The organism is Streptomyces sp. NPDC050546, assembly GCF_044457425.1.
Lineage (GTDB): Bacteria > Actinomycetota > Actinomycetes > Streptomycetales > Streptomycetaceae > Streptomyces.
This window is the reverse complement of record NZ_JBITGX010000011.1, coordinates 1-15,576: the sequence shown is the minus strand read 5'-3', so window position 1 is coordinate 15,576 and position 15,576 is coordinate 1. Positions and strand designations below refer to the sequence as shown.

Sequence of the window (15,576 nt, the reverse complement as noted above, 5' to 3'; positions counted from 1 at the left end):
GAACGGCGCGGGCCAGGAAGGCGAACGGCCCCTCGAAAGGGGCCGATCGGGTGAGGCGGTTACTGCGTCGGAGGCGGAGGCGGCGGGGTCTGACCGTCGGGCTGAGCCGGGTAGCCGGGCTGACCCGGCTGGCCCTGCTGGGGGTAGCCGTAGCCCGGCTGCGGGGGCGCGGCCGGGGGCTGCCCGGGCTGCGCGTACGGCTGCCCGGGCTGGGGCTGCTGCGGCTGCTGGGGATACGGCTGCTGGCCCGGCTGCGGGTACGGCGGCTGACCCGCGGCCTGCGGATACGGCTGACCCGGCTGGGCCGGGGGCTGGCCCGGCTGGGGGTAGGGCTGTCCGGGCTGCGCGTACGGCTGACCGGGCTGGGCGTACGGCTGTCCGGGCTGCGGCTGCTGCGGGTACGGGCCCGGCTGGCCGGGGAACGGCTGCCCGGGGACCTGCTGGTCGGGGCCCGGCTGGCCGGGGTACGGGGGCTGGCCCGGGACCTGCTGGCCCGGCAGCGGCGGGGCCGCGACCGGCGGCGGGTTGCCGTCGGAGGTCCACAGGCCGTGCGCCTGCTGGTGGCGGGTGAAGTCCTCGGCGATCAACGCCGCGAGGTTGAAGTACGCCTCCCGCACCTTCGGCCGCATCATGTCGAGGTTGACCTCCGCACCGGCGGAGAGATGCTCGTCGAACGGCACGACGACGACGCCACGGCAGCGCGTCTCGAAGTGCGACACGATGTCCTCGACCTTGATCATCTTGCCCGTCTCGCGCACACCCGAGATGACGGTGAGGGACCGCGAGACGAGGTCGGAGTACCCGTGCGCGGACAGCCAGTCCAGCGTCGTGCTCGCGCTGCTCGCACCGTCCACCGACGGAGTCGAGATGATGATGAGCTGGTCGGCGAGGTCCAGCACACCGCGCATGGCGCTGTAGAGCAGACCGGTACCGGAGTCGGTGAGGATCACCGGGTACTGCTTGCCCAGCACGTCGATCGCGCGCCGGTAGTCCTCGTCGTTGAAGGTCGTGGACACGGCCGGGTCGACGTCGTTGGCGATGATCTCCAGCCCGGACGGAGCCTGGGACGTGAAGCGCCGGATGTCCATGTACGAGTTGAGGTGCGGGATCGCCTGGACCAGGTCACGGATGGTGGCCCCGGTCTCCCGGCGCACACGGCGCCCGAGGGTGCCGGCATCCGGGTTGGCGTCGATCGCGAGGATCTTGTCCTGCCGCTCGGTGGCGAGCGTGGAACCGAGGGCGGTGGTCGTGGTCGTCTTGCCCACGCCGCCCTTGAGGCTGATCACGGCGATCCGGTAGCAGGACAGCACGGGCGTGCGGATCAGGTCCAGCTTCCGCTGCCGCTCGGCCTCCTCCTTCTTGCCACCGATCTTGAACCGGCCGCCACCGGCCGCCGGACGGCTGCTCTTCGCCTTCTGCTTCTTGCTGTTGAGCAGCCGGTCGGACGACAGCTCCACGGCAGCGGTGTAACCGAGCGGAGCGGCCCCGGGGTTGGTCGGCTGCCGCTGGTCGTGCTGCATGGGCTGCGGCCAGGCGGCCCCGGTCCGCGGGTCCACGGGCTGCTGCCCCGGATGCGTCGGCTGCTCGGCCTGACCGGGGTACGGCGGCTGCGCCTGCGGGGGTACACCGGGCTGCGGCTGCGGCTGCGGCTGCGGCTGCGGCTGGGCCGGGGGCCGCTGGGGGAAGCCGTAACCGCCCTGGGGATTGGGCCCACCAGGAGCCGGAGCACCCTGCTGGGGGAAGCCGTAGCCGCCCTGCGCGTGGGGTGCGGGGGCCGGTGGGGTGTCGGGCTGCTGGGCCGGGGGCTGCTGGGCCGCCGGGGCGGGTGCGCCCTGCTGAGGGAAGCCGTAGCCGCCCTGCGGGCCGGGTGCGGGGGCGGGCGGGACCTCCGGCTGCTGGGCCGGGGGCTGTGCGGCGGCCGGGGCCTGGGTGCCGGGGTGGGGGAAGCCGTAGCCGCCCTGGGGGTTGGGTGCGCCCGGGTGCGGGAAGCCGTAGCCGCCCTGTGCGTCGGGCGCGGCCGGGGTCGGACCGCCCTGGTGCGGGAAGCCGTAGCCAGCCTGCGCGTGGGGTGCGGGGGCCGGTGGGGTGCCGGGCTGCTGGGCCGGGGGCTGCTGGGCCGCCGGGGCGGGTGCGCCCTGCTGCGGGAAGCCGTAGCCGCCCTGTGCGTCGGGCGCGGCCGGGGCCGGACCGCCCTGGTGCGGGAAGCCGTAGCCGCCGGGCTGCGGTGCGGGCTGGGCAGGCGGCTGGTGCGGCGGCGTCGGTGCGGCCGGCTGGTTCCAGGCGGCAGGCGCGGGCTGTGGCGCCTGCGGCTGGAACGGCGGCTGCTGGGCCGGTACCGACGGCTGGGGCGGCACGGGCGGCTGCCCCTGCGCGGCCGTCGGCTGCGGCTGAACCGGGGCGTTGGGATCCGTGGGCTGTGCCTGCGGCTGCGCGGGCCACTGGCTCGCGGGCGCCGGCGCGGCCGGCTGGTACGACGGCGGCAGCGGAGGCACGCCCGTCGGGGCCGGGGGAGTCCAGGCGGGCGGAGCGTCGGGCGCACCCGGCCCGGCGGCGTCCTGCGGCACGCTGTCGTGGGGAGCGGCGTCGGCGGGCACGGCGTCCGAGGGCTCCGCGTCGACGGGCTCGGAGCTCACGGGCCGGGCGTCCGGGAGAGGAGCGTCCGCGGGCGGAGCGTCGTCGGGCTGAGCCTCGTCGGGCTGCGCGTCGGCCGGCTCGGGAGCAGCGGGGTCCTCGTCCGCGGGCAGGGCGTCCACGGGCTCGGCATCCACGGCCGCCAGGGGTGCCGGGGGCGCCGGCATCCAGTCCTGAGGTTCGGCATCCTGCGACACGGCCTCGTCGGGCTCGGTCTCCGCCGCAGCAGCCGAAGACCGTTCCTCGTCCTCGTCCTCTGCATCATCGGAAGCGGGGGCATCCGCATCGGTCGCTCCGGACGCTCCGGACGCGTCAGCCACATCAGCCACGTCCGCCACGTCAACCGCGCCGACCGCATCCGCAGGCTCGGAGGAAACGCCGTCATCGTCCTCGTCGGCATCACCGGAGGGCGCATCCTCGACGTCATCGCCCGAGTCCTCGGCCTCGTCGTTGTCCCGCTCCTCGGCCACGGGCTCCAGCCGGGACTCGGCCTCCGCTGCGGAATCGGACTCCGCTTCGGAATCGGACTCCGCCTCGGCCTCGGCGGCACGCTCCGCGATCTCCCGCTTCAGGGCGACGGCGGAGAAGCGCATGGTGGCACCGCTCTCCAGATCCCCGTTCCCCGACTCGGCGTCCTCGGACTCCTCGGCAACCGAAGCGGCCGGAGCCACCGGCGGCTGCTCCGGAGTGGTGGGCGCGGCCGGGGCCTCCGGTGGAGCCGGCGGCGTCCACTGCGCCTGGTACCCACCGACGGGGATGTTCGGCAACGCCGTAGGAGAGGCCGGATCCGCCGCGGGCGTCTCGGGCCGCCCCTGCGACTGGGACACCTGCGGCTCGAAACCGCCCTTCATCGGAAGCCTCGGAACGGCGGAAGGACCCTCGCCGGAGGGCGCGGGCGGGGTGAAGGGCGTACCCGGCGCGGGCGCGGGCGGCGTGAACGGAGCGCCCGGAGCGGGCGGCGGCGCGGGAGGCGTGAAAGGCGCCCCCGGCGCCGGAGCCGGAGCCGGAGACGAACCGGAGTTCTGCCCCGGGAGGGACGAGGTCCCGCCGGAGGCATTCGCGTGCGGCGGCGGAGTGAGCCCCGGCAGCGGCGGCACCGGCCCCTTCGGTACCCCGGAAGCCCCCGTCGGCGCCCCCGAACCCCCGGAGTTCGCGGGTGCCCCGGAAGCGCTGGAGTCCTCGGACGCACCCGCGCCCTGCCCGGAGCTCGAACTCGCCGAGGCGTTCTGCGTGTACCAGGCGGGCGGCGCGTAGTCGATGGTGAACTCGCCCGTCACCTCTGCTGCGGACTCCGCGTCGGGCTGGTCATCGCCGGGTGTCGCCCAGCCCCCGCGGATCCCGTCCCGATCGCTGCTCACAGTGTTCCTCCTGGTGTGGTCGAGCACCCTCATGCCGTGCTGGGGCGACCCTTGCTTGTCGTCCGGGGTCGTCCAAATCCACAAACTCCCCCGCTTCCCCCTGGGACACCGACGCCCACTCCACGGGTTCTGACGTCGCGCCCCCGTCCCAGCCTAATCACCACAAGCCCCACCCCGGCAGGCCCGTCCACCCCCGAGCACCCGTCCGTCGCGTCACAACCCGCCCGGAAGGTGCTCAGAACTGACATACGCAGCACTCACTTTGGTGAACAAAAAGGGCGATACCTGTGAAGAATGTCGAACCACCTTGCCCCGCAGGCGGCTTGAGGCATGCGCCCCCGACCCAGAACGCGACGAGGGGTGAGCCGGTAGTGGCTCACCCCTCGTAAACCCGCCGGACCTACTGCCCGGCTTGCGGCCCTCCGTCGTGCGCCCCCGGCTCCAGATCGAACTCGCCGTCCCGCGCCCCCAGCACGAACGCCCGCCACTCCGCCTCCGTGTAGCGCAGCACCGTGTCCGGGTCGAGCGACGACCGCATGGCCACGGCCCCCTCGGGCAGATACGCGATCTCGACCCGCTCCTCGTGCTCCTCGGTGCCCGGGGCGCTGTGCCACTCGACACCCGAGATGTCGAGGGCGTAGAGCTCGTCCCGCTCCCGCTCCTTGCGTGCCTTGATCTCCTCAGCCGTCTCCGCCATGCCGCAGCGACCCCTTCCCGACGTACCCGTTCCCGAAGTGCGGATCATCGACGTGCGGACGATCCGAACCCGCTCACCCTAGTGGCCGCCTCCGCCCCGGCAGGGAGGTTCGGAGACCAGGGCAGAGAGGCCCCTGACCGCCTGGTACCCTGGTCGACGGCCGTTTGTGTACGCACCCCCGGAGCACCGCTCTGGAGGCCGCGCCCAGCGGATCCCCGCCTTCCGAGTCATGGAAGCTCCCCCGAGACACAGACCGGGGGCACTCGGTGGCCATCACAGACTACGAGGAGTACGCGTGCCGCTCGACGCCGCTACGAAGAAGCAGATCATCACCGAGTTCGGCCAGAAGGAGGGCGACACCGGCTCCCCCGAGGTCCAGGTCGCCATGCTCTCGCGCCGTATCACGGACCTGACCGAGCACCTCAAGACCCACAAGCACGACCACCACTCCCGCCGTGGCCTGCTGATCCTGGTGGGTCAGCGTCGCCGTCTTCTCCAGTACCTGGCGAAGAAGGACATCCAGCGCTTCCGTGCGCTGGTCGACCGCCTCGGCATCCGCCGTGGTGCGGCGGGCGCCAAGTAAGACGTCGTGAGGGGAGCGGTTCCCGGGGAAAGGGGACCGCTCCCTTTGCTGTACGTGCGGAGTGTCACCACCGCTTTGTAGTGTGGTAGCACAACGCATGTCGTACGACACAGGACGTACGACACAGAACGAGGAGAAGCGCACCTAGCCGCCGCCGGTCCTCGGTAGTGGCCCCCGGGGGAATGCGAGCCCCGGGTGCTTCGATCGAAGACCGGCCCGCACAGCACGGCGCGCTCTCCGCAACCGTCTCCCTGCCACACGGGCAGCAGGAGACGAAGACGAGGAGATAACGCTAGTGGAGAACGAGACCCACTACGCCGAGGCCGTCATCGACAACGGCGCCTTCGGCACCCGCACCATCCGCTTCGAGACGGGCCGCCTGGCCAAGCAGGCCGCCGGCTCCGCCGTGGCGTACCTGGACGACGACACCATGGTGCTGTCGGCCACCACCGCCTCCAAGAACCCCAAGGACCAGCTCGACTTCTTCCCGCTCACGGTGGACGTCGAGGAGCGGATGTACGCCGCCGGCAAGATCCCCGGCAGCTTCTTCCGCCGTGAGGGCCGTCCCTCCGAGGACGCGATCCTCACCTGCCGCCTGATCGACCGCCCGCTGCGCCCCTCCTTCAAGAAGGGCCTGCGCAACGAGATCCAGGTCGTCGCCACGATCATGGCGCTCAACCCCGACCACCTGTACGACGTCGTGGCGATCAACGCCGCCTCCGCGTCCACGCAGCTGGCCGGCCTGCCCTTCTCCGGCCCGATCGGCGGCGTCCGCGTCGCGCTGATCCGCGGCCAGTGGGTGGCCTTCCCGACGCACACCGAGCTCGAGGACGCCGCCTTCGACATGGTCGTCGCCGGCCGTGTCCTGGAGGACGGCGACGTCGCGATCATGATGGTCGAGGCCGAGGCCACCGACAAGACCATCAAGCTGGTCGAGGGCGGCTCCGAGGCCCCGACCGAGGAGGTCGTCGCCGCCGGTCTGGACGCCGCGAAGCCCTTCATCAAGGTCCTGTGCAAGGCCCAGTCGGACCTCGCCGCCAAGGCCGCCAAGCCGACCGGCGAGTTCCCGATCTTCCTGGACTACCAGGACGACGTCCTCGAGGCGCTCACCGGCGCCGTCAAGCCGGAGCTCGCCTCCGCGCTGACCATCGCCGGCAAGCAGGAGCGCGAGTCCGAGCTGGACCGCGTCAAGGCGCTCGCCGCCGAGAAGCTCCTGCCGGAGTTCGAGGGCCGCGAGAAGGAGATCTCCGCCGCGTACCGCTCGCTGACCAAGACCCTGGTCCGCGAGCGCGTCATCAAGGAGAAGAAGCGCATCGACGGCCGCGGTGTCACCGACATCCGCACCCTGGCCGCCGAGGTCGAGGCCATCCCGCGGGTCCACGGCTCCGCCGTGTTCGAGCGTGGCGAGACCCAGATCCTGGGCGTCACGACGCTGAACATGCTCCGCATGGAGCAGCAGCTCGACACGCTGTCGCCGGTGACGCGCAAGCGCTACATGCACAACTACAACTTCCCGCCGTACTCCACCGGCGAGACCGGCCGCGTCGGCTCCCCGAAGCGCCGCGAGATCGGCCACGGCGCCCTCGCCGAGCGCGCCCTCGTGCCGGTCCTGCCGACGCGCGAGGAGTTCCCCTACGCGATCCGCCAGGTCTCCGAGGCGCTGAGCTCCAACGGCTCGACGTCCATGGGCTCGGTCTGCGCCTCCACCATGTCGCTGCTGAACGCCGGTGTGCCCCTGAAGGCCCCGGTCGCCGGTATCGCCATGGGCCTGATCTCCCAGGAGATCGAGGGCGAGACGCACTACGTCACCCTCACCGACATCCTCGGTGCGGAGGACGCCTTCGGCGACATGGACTTCAAGGTCGCCGGCACGAAGGACTTCGTGACCGCCCTCCAGCTCGACACCAAGCTGGACGGCATCCCGGCCTCCGTCCTGGCCGCCGCCCTCAAGCAGGCCCGTGACGCCCGCCTCCACATCCTCGACGTGATGATGGAAGCGATCGACACGCCGGACGAGATGTCCCCGAACGCCCCGCGGATCATCACCGTCAAGATCCCCGTGGACAAGATCGGTGAGGTCATCGGCCCCAAGGGCAAGATGATCAACCAGATCCAGGAGGACACCGGCGCCGAGATCACCATCGAGGACGACGGCACCATCTACATCGGTGCCGCCGACGGCCCCTCCGCCGAGGCCGCTCGTACGACGATCAACGGCATCGCCAACCCGACCATGCCGGAGGTCGGCGAGCGCTACCTGGGTACGGTCGTCAAGACGACCACCTTCGGCGCGTTCGTGTCGCTGCTCCCGGGCAAGGACGGTCTGCTGCACATCTCGCAGATCCGCAAGCTCGCCGGCGGCAAGCGCGTGGAGAACGTCGAGGACGTCCTCGGTGTGGGCCACAAGGTCCAGGTCGAGATCGCCGAGATCGACTCCCGCGGCAAGCTCTCCCTCATCCCCGTGATCGAGGGCGAGGAAGACGCAGAGACGAAGGACGACACCGACAAGTGACGTCGAGCAGCTCGACGGCGACGGCCCGCATCTCCTCGGAGGCGCGGGCCGTCGCCCGTACCCAAACCTTGATCAAGGGCACCAACGGCATCGGCACGGTCCGCAAGACCACCCTGCCCGGCGGCCTGCGCATCGTCACCGAGACCCTGCCCTCGGTCCGCTCCGCGACCTTCGGCATCTGGGCACACGTCGGCTCCCGCGACGAGACCCCGGCTCTGAACGGCGCCACGCACTACCTCGAGCACCTGCTCTTCAAGGGCACCGACCGCAGGTCCGCCCTGGACATCTCCGCCGCGATCGACGCGGTCGGCGGCGAGATGAACGCGTTCACGGCGAAGGAGTACACGTGCTACTACGCGCGTGTCCTCGACACCGACCTGCCGCTCGCCATCGACGTCGTCTGCGACATGCTGACGGGCTCCCGGATCCTCGAGGAGGACGTCGACGTCGAGCGGGGCGCGATCCTCGAAGAGATCGCCATGACCGAGGACGACCCGGGCGACTGCGTGCACGACCTGTTCGCGCACACGATGTTCGGCGACAACCCCCTCGGCCGCCCGGTCCTCGGCACGGTCGACACGGTCAACGCCCTCACCGCCGACCGCATCCGCCGCTTCTACAAGAAGCACTACGACCCGACCCACCTCGTGGTCGCCTGCGCGGGCAACGTCGACCACGCCAAGGTCGTACGGCAGGTCCGAGCCGCCTTCGAGAAGGCCGGTGCCTTCAAGGAACCGAGCGCCGAGCCCGTCGCCCCGCGTGGCGGCCGTCGCGCCCTGCGCACCGCGGGCCGCCTGGAGCTGATCGACCGCAAGACCGAGCAGGCACACGTCGTGCTCGGCATGCCGGGCCTGTCCCGCACGGACGAGCGGCGCTGGGCGCTCGGCGTGCTCAACACCGCGCTCGGCGGCGGCATGTCGTCCCGCCTCTTCCAGGAGGTGCGCGAGAAGCGCGGCCTGGCCTACAGCGTGTACTCGTACACCTCCGGCTTCGCCGACTGCGGCCTGTTCGGCGTGTACGCCGGATGCAGGCCCTCGCAGGTGCACGACGTGCTGAAGATCTGCCGCGACGAACTCGACCAGGTTGCCGAGCACGGCCTGTCCGACGACGAGATCGGGCGCGCCATCGGCCAGCTCCAGGGCTCCACGGTCCTCGGCCTCGAGGACACCGGCGCGCTGATGAACCGTATCGGCAAGAGCGAGCTGTGCTGGGGCGAGCAGATGTCGGTCGACGACATGCTGGCCCGGATAACGTCGGTCACCCCGGACGACGTCCGCTCGGTCGCCCGCGAGATCCTGGGACGGCGGCCTTCCCTGTCGGTCATCGGCCCGCTGAAGGACAAACAGGCGGCCCGCCTGCACGACGCTGTCGCCTGACGAACCCCCTGGTTGAAGGAAGCACAAGAGATGAGCAAGCTGCGCGTGGCGGTCCTCGGCGCCAAGGGCCGGATCGGCTCGGAAGCCGTACGGGCCGTCGAGGCCGCCGAGGACATGGAACTGGTCGCCGCCCTGAGCCGGGGCGACAAGCTGGAGACGCTGGCCGAGACCGGCGCCCAGGTCGTGGTCGAACTGACCACGCCCGACTCGGTCATGGCCAACCTCGACTACTGCGTACGCCACGGCATCCACGCGGTCGTCGGCACCACCGGCTGGACCGACGAGCGCCTCGCGCAGCTGAACGGCTGGCTGGCGAACTCCCCGGAGACCGGCGTGCTCATCGCGCCGAACTTCTCCATCGGGGCCGTCCTGACCATGAAGTTCGCGCAGCTCGCCGCCCCGTACTTCGAGTCCGTCGAGGTCGTCGAGCTGCACCACCCGAACAAGGTGGACGCCCCCTCCGGCACCGCCACGCGCACCGCCCAGCTCATCGCCGAGGCCCGCCGCGCAGCCGGCACCGCCCCGGCCCCCGACGCCACGACCACCGCCCTGGACGGCGCCCGCGGTGCCGACGTCGACGGCGTCCCGGTGCACGCCGTCCGGCTGCGCGGGCTGCTGGCCCACCAGGAGGTCCTGCTCGGCGCCGAGGGCGAGACCCTGACGGTCCGGCACGACTCGCTCCACCACAGCAGCTTCATGCCGGGCATCCTGCTCGGCGCCCGCCGCGTGGGGAGCGTTCCCGGCCTGACCTTCGGCCTGGAACACTTCCTGGACCTGAGCTGAGCCCCTGACCGTCATGCGCGCGAAGCTCACCTACGCCCTCACGGCCGCCGTCCTGGTCGTCTACTTCGTCCTGGTCGGCAGCCGCGGCGTCCTGCTCATCGAGACCGGTACACCCCTCACTGTGACCTTCGGCGTCGCGGTGCTGATCCTGCCGGTCATCGGCCTGTGGTTCCTGTGGAAGAACACGCAGTTCGTCCGCAGGGCCAACCAGCTCGCCGCCGAACTCGACGCCGAGGGCGGTCTGCCCGTCGACGAACTGAAGCGCACCCCCAGCGGGCGCATCGACCGGGACTCGGCCGACGAGGTCTTCGCCCGGCGCAAGGCCGAGACGGAGGCCGCACCGGGCGACTGGCGCACCTGGTTCCGCCTGGCCGTCGCCTACCACGACGCCCGCGACACCCCGCGTGCCCGCAAGGCGATGCAACGCGCGATCGCCCTGCACGACGGCAAGCAGCCCGAAGCCGCCTGAGCCGCACCCACACATGCCGGCTGAGCCGCACCCACACATGACGGCGGGGCCGGACCGCGCACGGTCCGGCCCCGCCGTCATGTCACCAGGACGTCAGCGCTGGACGTACTCCTCGGCCCACGCCTCCACCGCGTCGGCCGCCCGCTCGAAGGCCTCCGTCCGGCCCAGGAAGTCCGCGTTGTGGGTCGTCAGCAGTGGCGGCACACCGTCCGCGGCCTGTCCCCGCCGGACGAGCAGCAGCGCCTGGCCCTGCAAGGTCCGGGGGAGCCCCAGCCAGCGCACCGGCTGCTGCACCGTACGCACCGAGACGACCTGCGCCCAGGGCGCCGTACGCGTCGCGAGGAAACCCACGTACCGCAGCCCGCGCGCGCTCACCCACACGCCCATGCGCAGCAGCCGGAGCGCTCCGGCGATGACGAGCAGCGCGAGAGCGAAGACCAGCCCGGCCGAGGCCGGTTCGGCCGTGGCCGCGATGATGACCGCGGCGAACAGCACGAACGAGGCGAGCAGCAGCGCCAGCGCCGACGCCCCCACCCGCCACGGCCCGGGGCGGTACGGCCGCCGCCAGGTGTCACGGTCCTCGTGCGGCAGCGGGACGTCGTCCGCCGCGTCGAAAACGCGGTCGGCCGTCAGGAAGGGCAGGGGCACGGCTGGTCCTCACTCGATCCATGCGTGGGCTGTGCCCGGTGAGGCTACCGATCTGCTTCCGCGGTCACCACCGCCAGGGGGCCGGATGGAGTCACCGCCAGCCCGCGGTGGCTCAGTGGTTCTGGGACGCCTGCGACTGCTGCGGCTGATTCGCCGCGGAGTCGGGCTTCAGCGCGGGAGTCCCGATGACCAGGGATCCCACGAGCCCCGCCACGACGGTGAGCCCGAACAGCCACCGGCCGGCCCTCTCACCGACGGAAAGCCGCTCACGCGGTGGGGGAGTGACATTGCTGCGGAACCTGTCGGCCTCGGCGACGAAGGCAAACGGTACGGGTTCACGCCGACCGAACATCAGGGGTGCTTCTCCTTCGGATGTGGAACGGACCACTTTCATCAGTAGAGACGAAAGAACTCCCTCAGAGGTGCCCTGTTTCACCGACTTCATTGCGGCACGCCACCGATCGCTCTGATTTCGGCGGGCCGTAGAGTGACGTCGCCACACGACGAGATGGGAAGGCCCTGCCAACCGTGACCGACACCCCCGCCGACGACCCCAAGCCCAGCTACCGCAGCGACGTCACCGTCGAGCTGGTCAAGCACACCGCGTCCGACGCGGACGTCCTCTTCGCCGCCCGCGTCTCGACCCTCGGCGAGCAGTCCCTGGAGGAGCTGGGCAAGGACCCCGAGCGTTCCAAGGGCCTGATCAACTACCTGATGCGGGACCGGCACGGCAGCCCGTTCGAGCACAACTCGATGACCTTCCTCATCAGCGCCCCGATCTTCGTCTTCCGCGAGTTCATGCGGCACCGCGTCGGCTGGTCGTACAACGAGGAGTCGGGCCGGTACCGGGAGCTCCAGTCCGTCTTCTACGTCCCCGACGAGTCCCGCAAGCTTGTCCAGGAGGGCCGTCCCGGCAAGTACGTCTTCGTCGAGGGCACGCAGGCGCAGCAGGAGCTGGTCGGCCGTGTGATGGAGGACTCCTACCGGCAGGCGTACGAGGCCTACCAGGAGATGCTCGCGGCCGGAGTCGCCCGCGAGGTCGCCCGCGCGGTCCTCCCGGTCGGCCTGTACTCCTCGATGTACGCCACCTGCAACGCCCGCTCGCTGATGCACTTCCTCGGCCTGCGCACCCAGCACGAGCTGGCCAAGGTCCCGTCCTTCCCGCAGCGTGAGATCGAGATGGTGGGCGAGAAGATGGAGGCCGAGTGGGCCCGGCTCATGCCGCTCACCTACGCCGCCTTCAACGCGAACGGACGCGTGGCGCCGTAACGCGGCCCGGTTCCCCGGCCAGGCACAGATGTACGGTTCAGCCGTGCGAAGTGTCCGTATTGCGGCACTTCGAGAAGTTCACTTAGCCTGATCGAACGGGTCCGGCACTGCTTGAACCCCCGAGCAGGCAGTGCCGGGCTCCACCTTTGTCGCGACTTGTCGCCTGCCCCTAGGGCAGACCCGGTCCTGAGCAACGAGTAGCGTGTAACCCATGGCTCCGACCTCCACTCCGCAGACCCCCTTCGGGCGGGTCCTCACCGCCATGGTCACGCCCTTCACGGCGGACGGCGCACTCGACCTCGACGGCGCGCAGCGGCTCGCCACCCACCTGGTGGACGCAGGCAACGACGGCCTGATCATCAATGGGACCACCGGCGAGTCCCCGACCACCAGCGACGCGGAGAAAGCGGATCTCGTACGGGCGGTCCTGGAGGCCGTGGGCGACCGCGCCCACGTCGTGGCCGGCGTCGGCACGAACGACACCCACCACAGCATGCAACTCGCCCGCGCGGCGGAGCGCACCGGCGCACACGGCCTGCTCGTCGTGACGCCGTACTACAACAAGCCCCCGCAAGAGGGCCTCTACCGGCACTTCACGGCCATCGCCGACGCCGCCGGCCTGCCGGTCATGCTCTACGACATCCCCGGCCGCAGCGGTGTCCCGATCAACACCGAGACGCTCGTCCGCCTCGCCGAGCACCCGCGCATCGTCGCCAACAAGGACGCCAAGGGAGACCTCGGCCGCGCCAGCTGGGCCATCGCCACCTCCGGCCTCGCCTGGTACTCCGGCGACGACATGCTCAACCTTCCCCTGCTCTCCGTCGGCGCGGTCGGCTTCGTCTCCGTCGTCGGCCATGTGGTCACCCCCGAGCTGCGCGCCCTGGTCGATGCGTACACCTCGGGAGACGTCCAGAAGGCCACCGAGATCCACCAGAAGCTGCTCCCCGTCTACACGGGCATGTTCCGCACCCAGGGCGTGATGACGACCAAGGCGGCGCTCGCCCTGAAGGGCCTGCCCGCCGGGCCGCTGCGCGCCCCCATGGTCGAGTGCGCGCCCGAAGAGATCGAGCAACTCAAGATCGATCTTGCCGCCGGCGGGGTACAGCTCTGACATCAGACTTCGCGCGGGACCCCCGCGCGCGTGCTTCACAACTGAATAAGCGGGCCACCGGTGCCCGCGCACCCCACACAGACAACTGCTTCTGCACGAACGTCACGCGCGCCACGTGCCCTACCGGTACGTGGCGCGTGTGGTGAGGAGAGTCTTTTGAGTCATCCGCATCCCGAACTCGGCCCGCCCCCGCCGCTCCCCGAAGGCGGCCTGCGCGTCACCCCGCTCGGCGGTCTCGGTGAGATCGGCCGCAACATGACGGTCTTCGAGTACGGCGGCCGCCTGCTGATCGTCGACTGCGGAGTGCTCTTCCCCGAGGAGGAGCAGCCCGGAATCGACCTGATCCTGCCGGACTTCTCGTCCATCAGGGACCGCCTCGACGACATCGAGGGCATCGTCCTCACGCACGGCCACGAGGACCACATCGGCGCCGTCCCGTTCCTCCTGCGCGAGAAGCCGGACATCCCGCTGATCGGCTCCAAGCTGACCCTCGCCCTCATCGAGGCCAAGCTCCAGGAGCACCGCATCCGCCCGTACACCCTCGAGGTGACGGAAGGACACCGCGAGCGCATCGGCCCCTTCGACTGCGAGTTCGTCGCGGTCAACCACTCCATCCCGGACGCGCTGGCCGTGGCCATCCGCACCCCCGCGGGCATGGTGGTCCACACCGGCGACTTCAAGATGGACCAGCTCCCGCTGGACAGCCGCCTCACGGACCTCCATGCATTCGCACGTCTGAGCGAAGAAGGTATCGACCTCCTCCTCTCGGACTCGACGAACGCCGAGGTCCCGGGGTTCGTCCCGCCGGAGCGGGAGATCTCCAACGTCCTGCGGCAGGTCTTCGCCGGCGCCCGCAAGCGCATCATCGTCGCGAGCTTCGCCAGCCACATCCACCGCATCCAGCAGATCCTGGACGCGGCACACGAGTACGGCCGCCGGGTCGCCTTCGTCGGCCGCTCCATGGTCCGCAACATGGGCATCGCGCGGGACCTGGGCTACCTGAAGGTCCCCCCGGGCCTGGTCGTGGACGTCAAGACACTCGACGACCTCCCGGACAGCGAGGTGGTCCTGGTCTGCACGGGCTCCCAGGGCGAGCCCATGGCGGCCCTGTCCCGCATGGCCAACAGGGACCACCAGATCCGCATCGTCCAGGGCGACACGGTGATCCTGGCGTCGTCCCTGATCCCCGGCAACGAGAACGCGGTCTACCGCGTGATCAACGGCCTCACCCGCTGGGGCGCCAACGTGGTCCACAAGGGCAACGCCAAGGTCCACGTCTCCGGCCACGCGTCCGCGGGCGAGCTGCTGTACTTCTACAACATCTGCCGCCCGAAGAACCTCATGCCGGTGCACGGCGAATGGCGCCACCTGCGCGCCAACGCCGAACTGGGCGCCCTGACAGGTGTCCCGCACGACCGCATCGTCATCGCCGAGGACGGTGTGGTCGTCGACCTCATCGAGGGCAAGGCGAAGATCTCCGGCAAGGTCCAGGCGGGCTATGTCTACGTCGACGGCCTCTCGGTCGGCGACGTGGGCGAGCCGGCCCTCAAGGATCGCAAGATCCTCGGCGACGAGGGCATCATCTCGGTCTTCGTGGTCATCGACTCGTCCACCGGAAAGATCACCGGCGGCCCGCACATCCAGGCCCGCGGTTCCGGCATCGAGGACTCCGCCTTCGGCGACGTGGCCCCCCGGATCACGGAGGTGCTCGAACGATCCGCCCAGGACGGCGTGGTCGAACCCCACCAGCTCCAGCAGCTCGTTCGGCGCACGCTGGGCAAGTGGGTCTCGGACAACTACCGGCGCCGGCCGATGATCCTGCCCGTGGTCGTGGAGGTCTGACGGACCGTCGGGCCCGAGCAGGCGCCAACTGGGAGCGGGGCTCCTCGATTTGCATCGAGGAGCCCCGCTCCAGTAGGTTTACAACTCCTCCCGACGGGGCACCCGGCCAACTCAGCGCCGGGGATCATGCTCCGGCCGAGGGAGGGGAAATCCGACTCAGAAACTTCTGATAAAGTCGGAACCGCCGGAAAGGGAAACGCGAAAGCGGGAACCTGGAAAGCACCGAGGAAATCGGATCGGAAAGATCTGATAGAGTCGGAAACGCAAGACCGAAGGGAAGCGCCCGGAGGAAAGCCC

General features: G+C 70.7%; 13 protein-coding genes and 1 pseudogene. 9 read left to right on the top strand and 5 right to left on the bottom strand.

Translation table 11 applies throughout. The annotated features are described in order from the left end of the window. Positions 1–59 precede the first annotated feature (59 nt). Positions 60–3,224 (bottom strand): AAA family ATPase, encoded by a 3,165-nt coding sequence (locus ACIBK5_RS26365; RefSeq protein ID WP_399023541.1) that lies wholly within the window; start codon positions 3,222–3,224, stop codon positions 60–62. Here ACIBK5_RS26365 and ACIBK5_RS26360 point away from each other — a divergent pair. Next, positions 3,223–3,885 carry a hypothetical protein gene (locus ACIBK5_RS26360; RefSeq protein WP_399023572.1) on the top strand — a complete coding sequence of 221 codons (663 nt, stop codon included), beginning with the start codon at positions 3,223–3,225 and terminating at the stop codon, positions 3,883–3,885. The genes ACIBK5_RS26365 and ACIBK5_RS26360 overlap by 2 nt on opposite strands. Before the next feature lie 23 nt (positions 3,886–3,908). On the opposite strand, the pseudogene ACIBK5_RS26355 reads toward ACIBK5_RS26360, so the two are convergent. Together ACIBK5_RS26355 and ACIBK5_RS26350 are read right to left on the bottom strand one after the other, a co-directional pair. Further along, a pseudogene (locus ACIBK5_RS26355) lies at positions 3,909–4,022 on the bottom strand (hypothetical protein); the annotation flags it as partial. A gap of 367 nt (positions 4,023–4,389) precedes the next feature. Further along, positions 4,390–4,686, bottom strand: coding sequence for a DUF397 domain-containing protein (locus ACIBK5_RS26350; protein WP_399023094.1), 297 nt, complete (start codon positions 4,684–4,686; stop codon positions 4,390–4,392). Between the two features lie 295 nt (positions 4,687–4,981). Here ACIBK5_RS26350 and rpsO point away from each other — a divergent pair, with 295 nt between their 5' ends. From rpsO to ACIBK5_RS26325, 5 genes are all read left to right on the top strand, one after another. After that, complete coding sequence (gene rpsO / locus ACIBK5_RS26345) at positions 4,982–5,269, top strand: 30S ribosomal protein S15 (RefSeq protein WP_391102924.1); 288 nt, start codon at positions 4,982–4,984, stop codon at positions 5,267–5,269. A gap of 295 nt (positions 5,270–5,564) precedes the next feature. Continuing rightward, positions 5,565–7,781, top strand: coding sequence for a polyribonucleotide nucleotidyltransferase (locus ACIBK5_RS26340; protein WP_399023092.1), 2,217 nt, complete (start codon positions 5,565–5,567; stop codon positions 7,779–7,781). Then, the gene (locus ACIBK5_RS26335; RefSeq protein ID WP_399023090.1) at positions 7,778–9,157 is read left to right on the top strand and encodes a M16 family metallopeptidase; all 1,380 of its coding nucleotides are present in this window, start codon (positions 7,778–7,780) and stop codon (positions 9,155–9,157) included. The genes ACIBK5_RS26340 and ACIBK5_RS26335 overlap by 4 nt, the downstream gene beginning before the upstream one ends. Before the next feature lie 30 nt (positions 9,158–9,187). Further along, on the top strand, positions 9,188–9,940 hold the full coding sequence (gene dapB / locus ACIBK5_RS26330; protein WP_399023088.1) for a 4-hydroxy-tetrahydrodipicolinate reductase: 753 nt from the start codon (positions 9,188–9,190) through the stop codon (positions 9,938–9,940). Positions 9,941–9,953: 13 nt separating this feature from the next. Further along, on the top strand, positions 9,954–10,409 hold the full coding sequence (locus tag ACIBK5_RS26325) for a hypothetical protein (RefSeq protein WP_399023086.1): 456 nt from the start codon (positions 9,954–9,956) through the stop codon (positions 10,407–10,409). A gap of 93 nt (positions 10,410–10,502) precedes the next feature. On the opposite strand, the gene ACIBK5_RS26320 is transcribed toward ACIBK5_RS26325, so the two are convergent. Both ACIBK5_RS26320 and ACIBK5_RS26315 read right to left on the bottom strand, forming a co-directional pair. Further along, positions 10,503–11,057 (bottom strand): PH domain-containing protein, encoded by a 555-nt coding sequence (locus tag ACIBK5_RS26320; protein ID WP_399023084.1) that lies wholly within the window; start codon positions 11,055–11,057, stop codon positions 10,503–10,505. 112 nt (positions 11,058–11,169) lie between these two features. Beyond that, positions 11,170–11,409: a hypothetical protein gene (locus ACIBK5_RS26315; protein ID WP_399023083.1), complete on the bottom strand. Its 240-nt coding sequence runs from the start codon at positions 11,407–11,409 to the stop codon at positions 11,170–11,172. A 176-nt stretch (positions 11,410–11,585) separates the two neighbouring features. Between ACIBK5_RS26315 and thyX the strand changes: the two genes are divergently transcribed. The 3 genes from thyX to ACIBK5_RS26300 all read left to right on the top strand — a co-directional run bounded on the left by thyX (position 11,586) and on the right by ACIBK5_RS26300 (position 15,279). Beyond that, positions 11,586–12,326, top strand: coding sequence for an FAD-dependent thymidylate synthase (gene thyX, locus ACIBK5_RS26310; RefSeq protein WP_215118190.1), 741 nt, complete (start codon positions 11,586–11,588; stop codon positions 12,324–12,326). A gap of 211 nt (positions 12,327–12,537) precedes the next feature. Beyond that, the gene (dapA, locus tag ACIBK5_RS26305; protein ID WP_399023081.1) at positions 12,538–13,437 is read left to right on the top strand and encodes a 4-hydroxy-tetrahydrodipicolinate synthase; all 900 of its coding nucleotides are present in this window, start codon (positions 12,538–12,540) and stop codon (positions 13,435–13,437) included. A gap of 156 nt (positions 13,438–13,593) precedes the next feature. Then, a complete protein-coding gene (locus ACIBK5_RS26300) occupies positions 13,594–15,279 on the top strand; it encodes a ribonuclease J (protein ID WP_399023079.1) in 1,686 nt (561 codons plus the stop codon). The last annotated feature ends 297 nt before the right edge of the window (positions 15,280–15,576 follow it).

Coding starts and splice junctions, on each gene's coding strand:
- ACIBK5_RS26325 (WP_399023086.1), top strand. CDS start 9,954: ATGCGCGCGAAGCTCACCTACGCCCTCACGGCCGCCGTCCTGGTCGTC.
- ACIBK5_RS26360 (WP_399023572.1), top strand. CDS start 3,223: ATGGTGGCACCGCTCTCCAGATCCCCGTTCCCCGACTCGGCGTCCTCG.
- ACIBK5_RS26315 (WP_399023083.1), bottom strand. CDS start 11,409: ATGTTCGGTCGGCGTGAACCCGTACCGTTTGCCTTCGTCGCCGAGGCC.
- dapB (WP_399023088.1), top strand. CDS start 9,188: ATGAGCAAGCTGCGCGTGGCGGTCCTCGGCGCCAAGGGCCGGATCGGC.
- dapA (WP_399023081.1), top strand. CDS start 12,538: ATGGCTCCGACCTCCACTCCGCAGACCCCCTTCGGGCGGGTCCTCACC.
- ACIBK5_RS26365 (WP_399023541.1), bottom strand. CDS start 3,224: ATGCGCTTCTCCGCCGTCGCCCTGAAGCGGGAGATCGCGGAGCGTGCC.
- ACIBK5_RS26350 (WP_399023094.1), bottom strand. CDS start 4,686: ATGGCGGAGACGGCTGAGGAGATCAAGGCACGCAAGGAGCGGGAGCGG.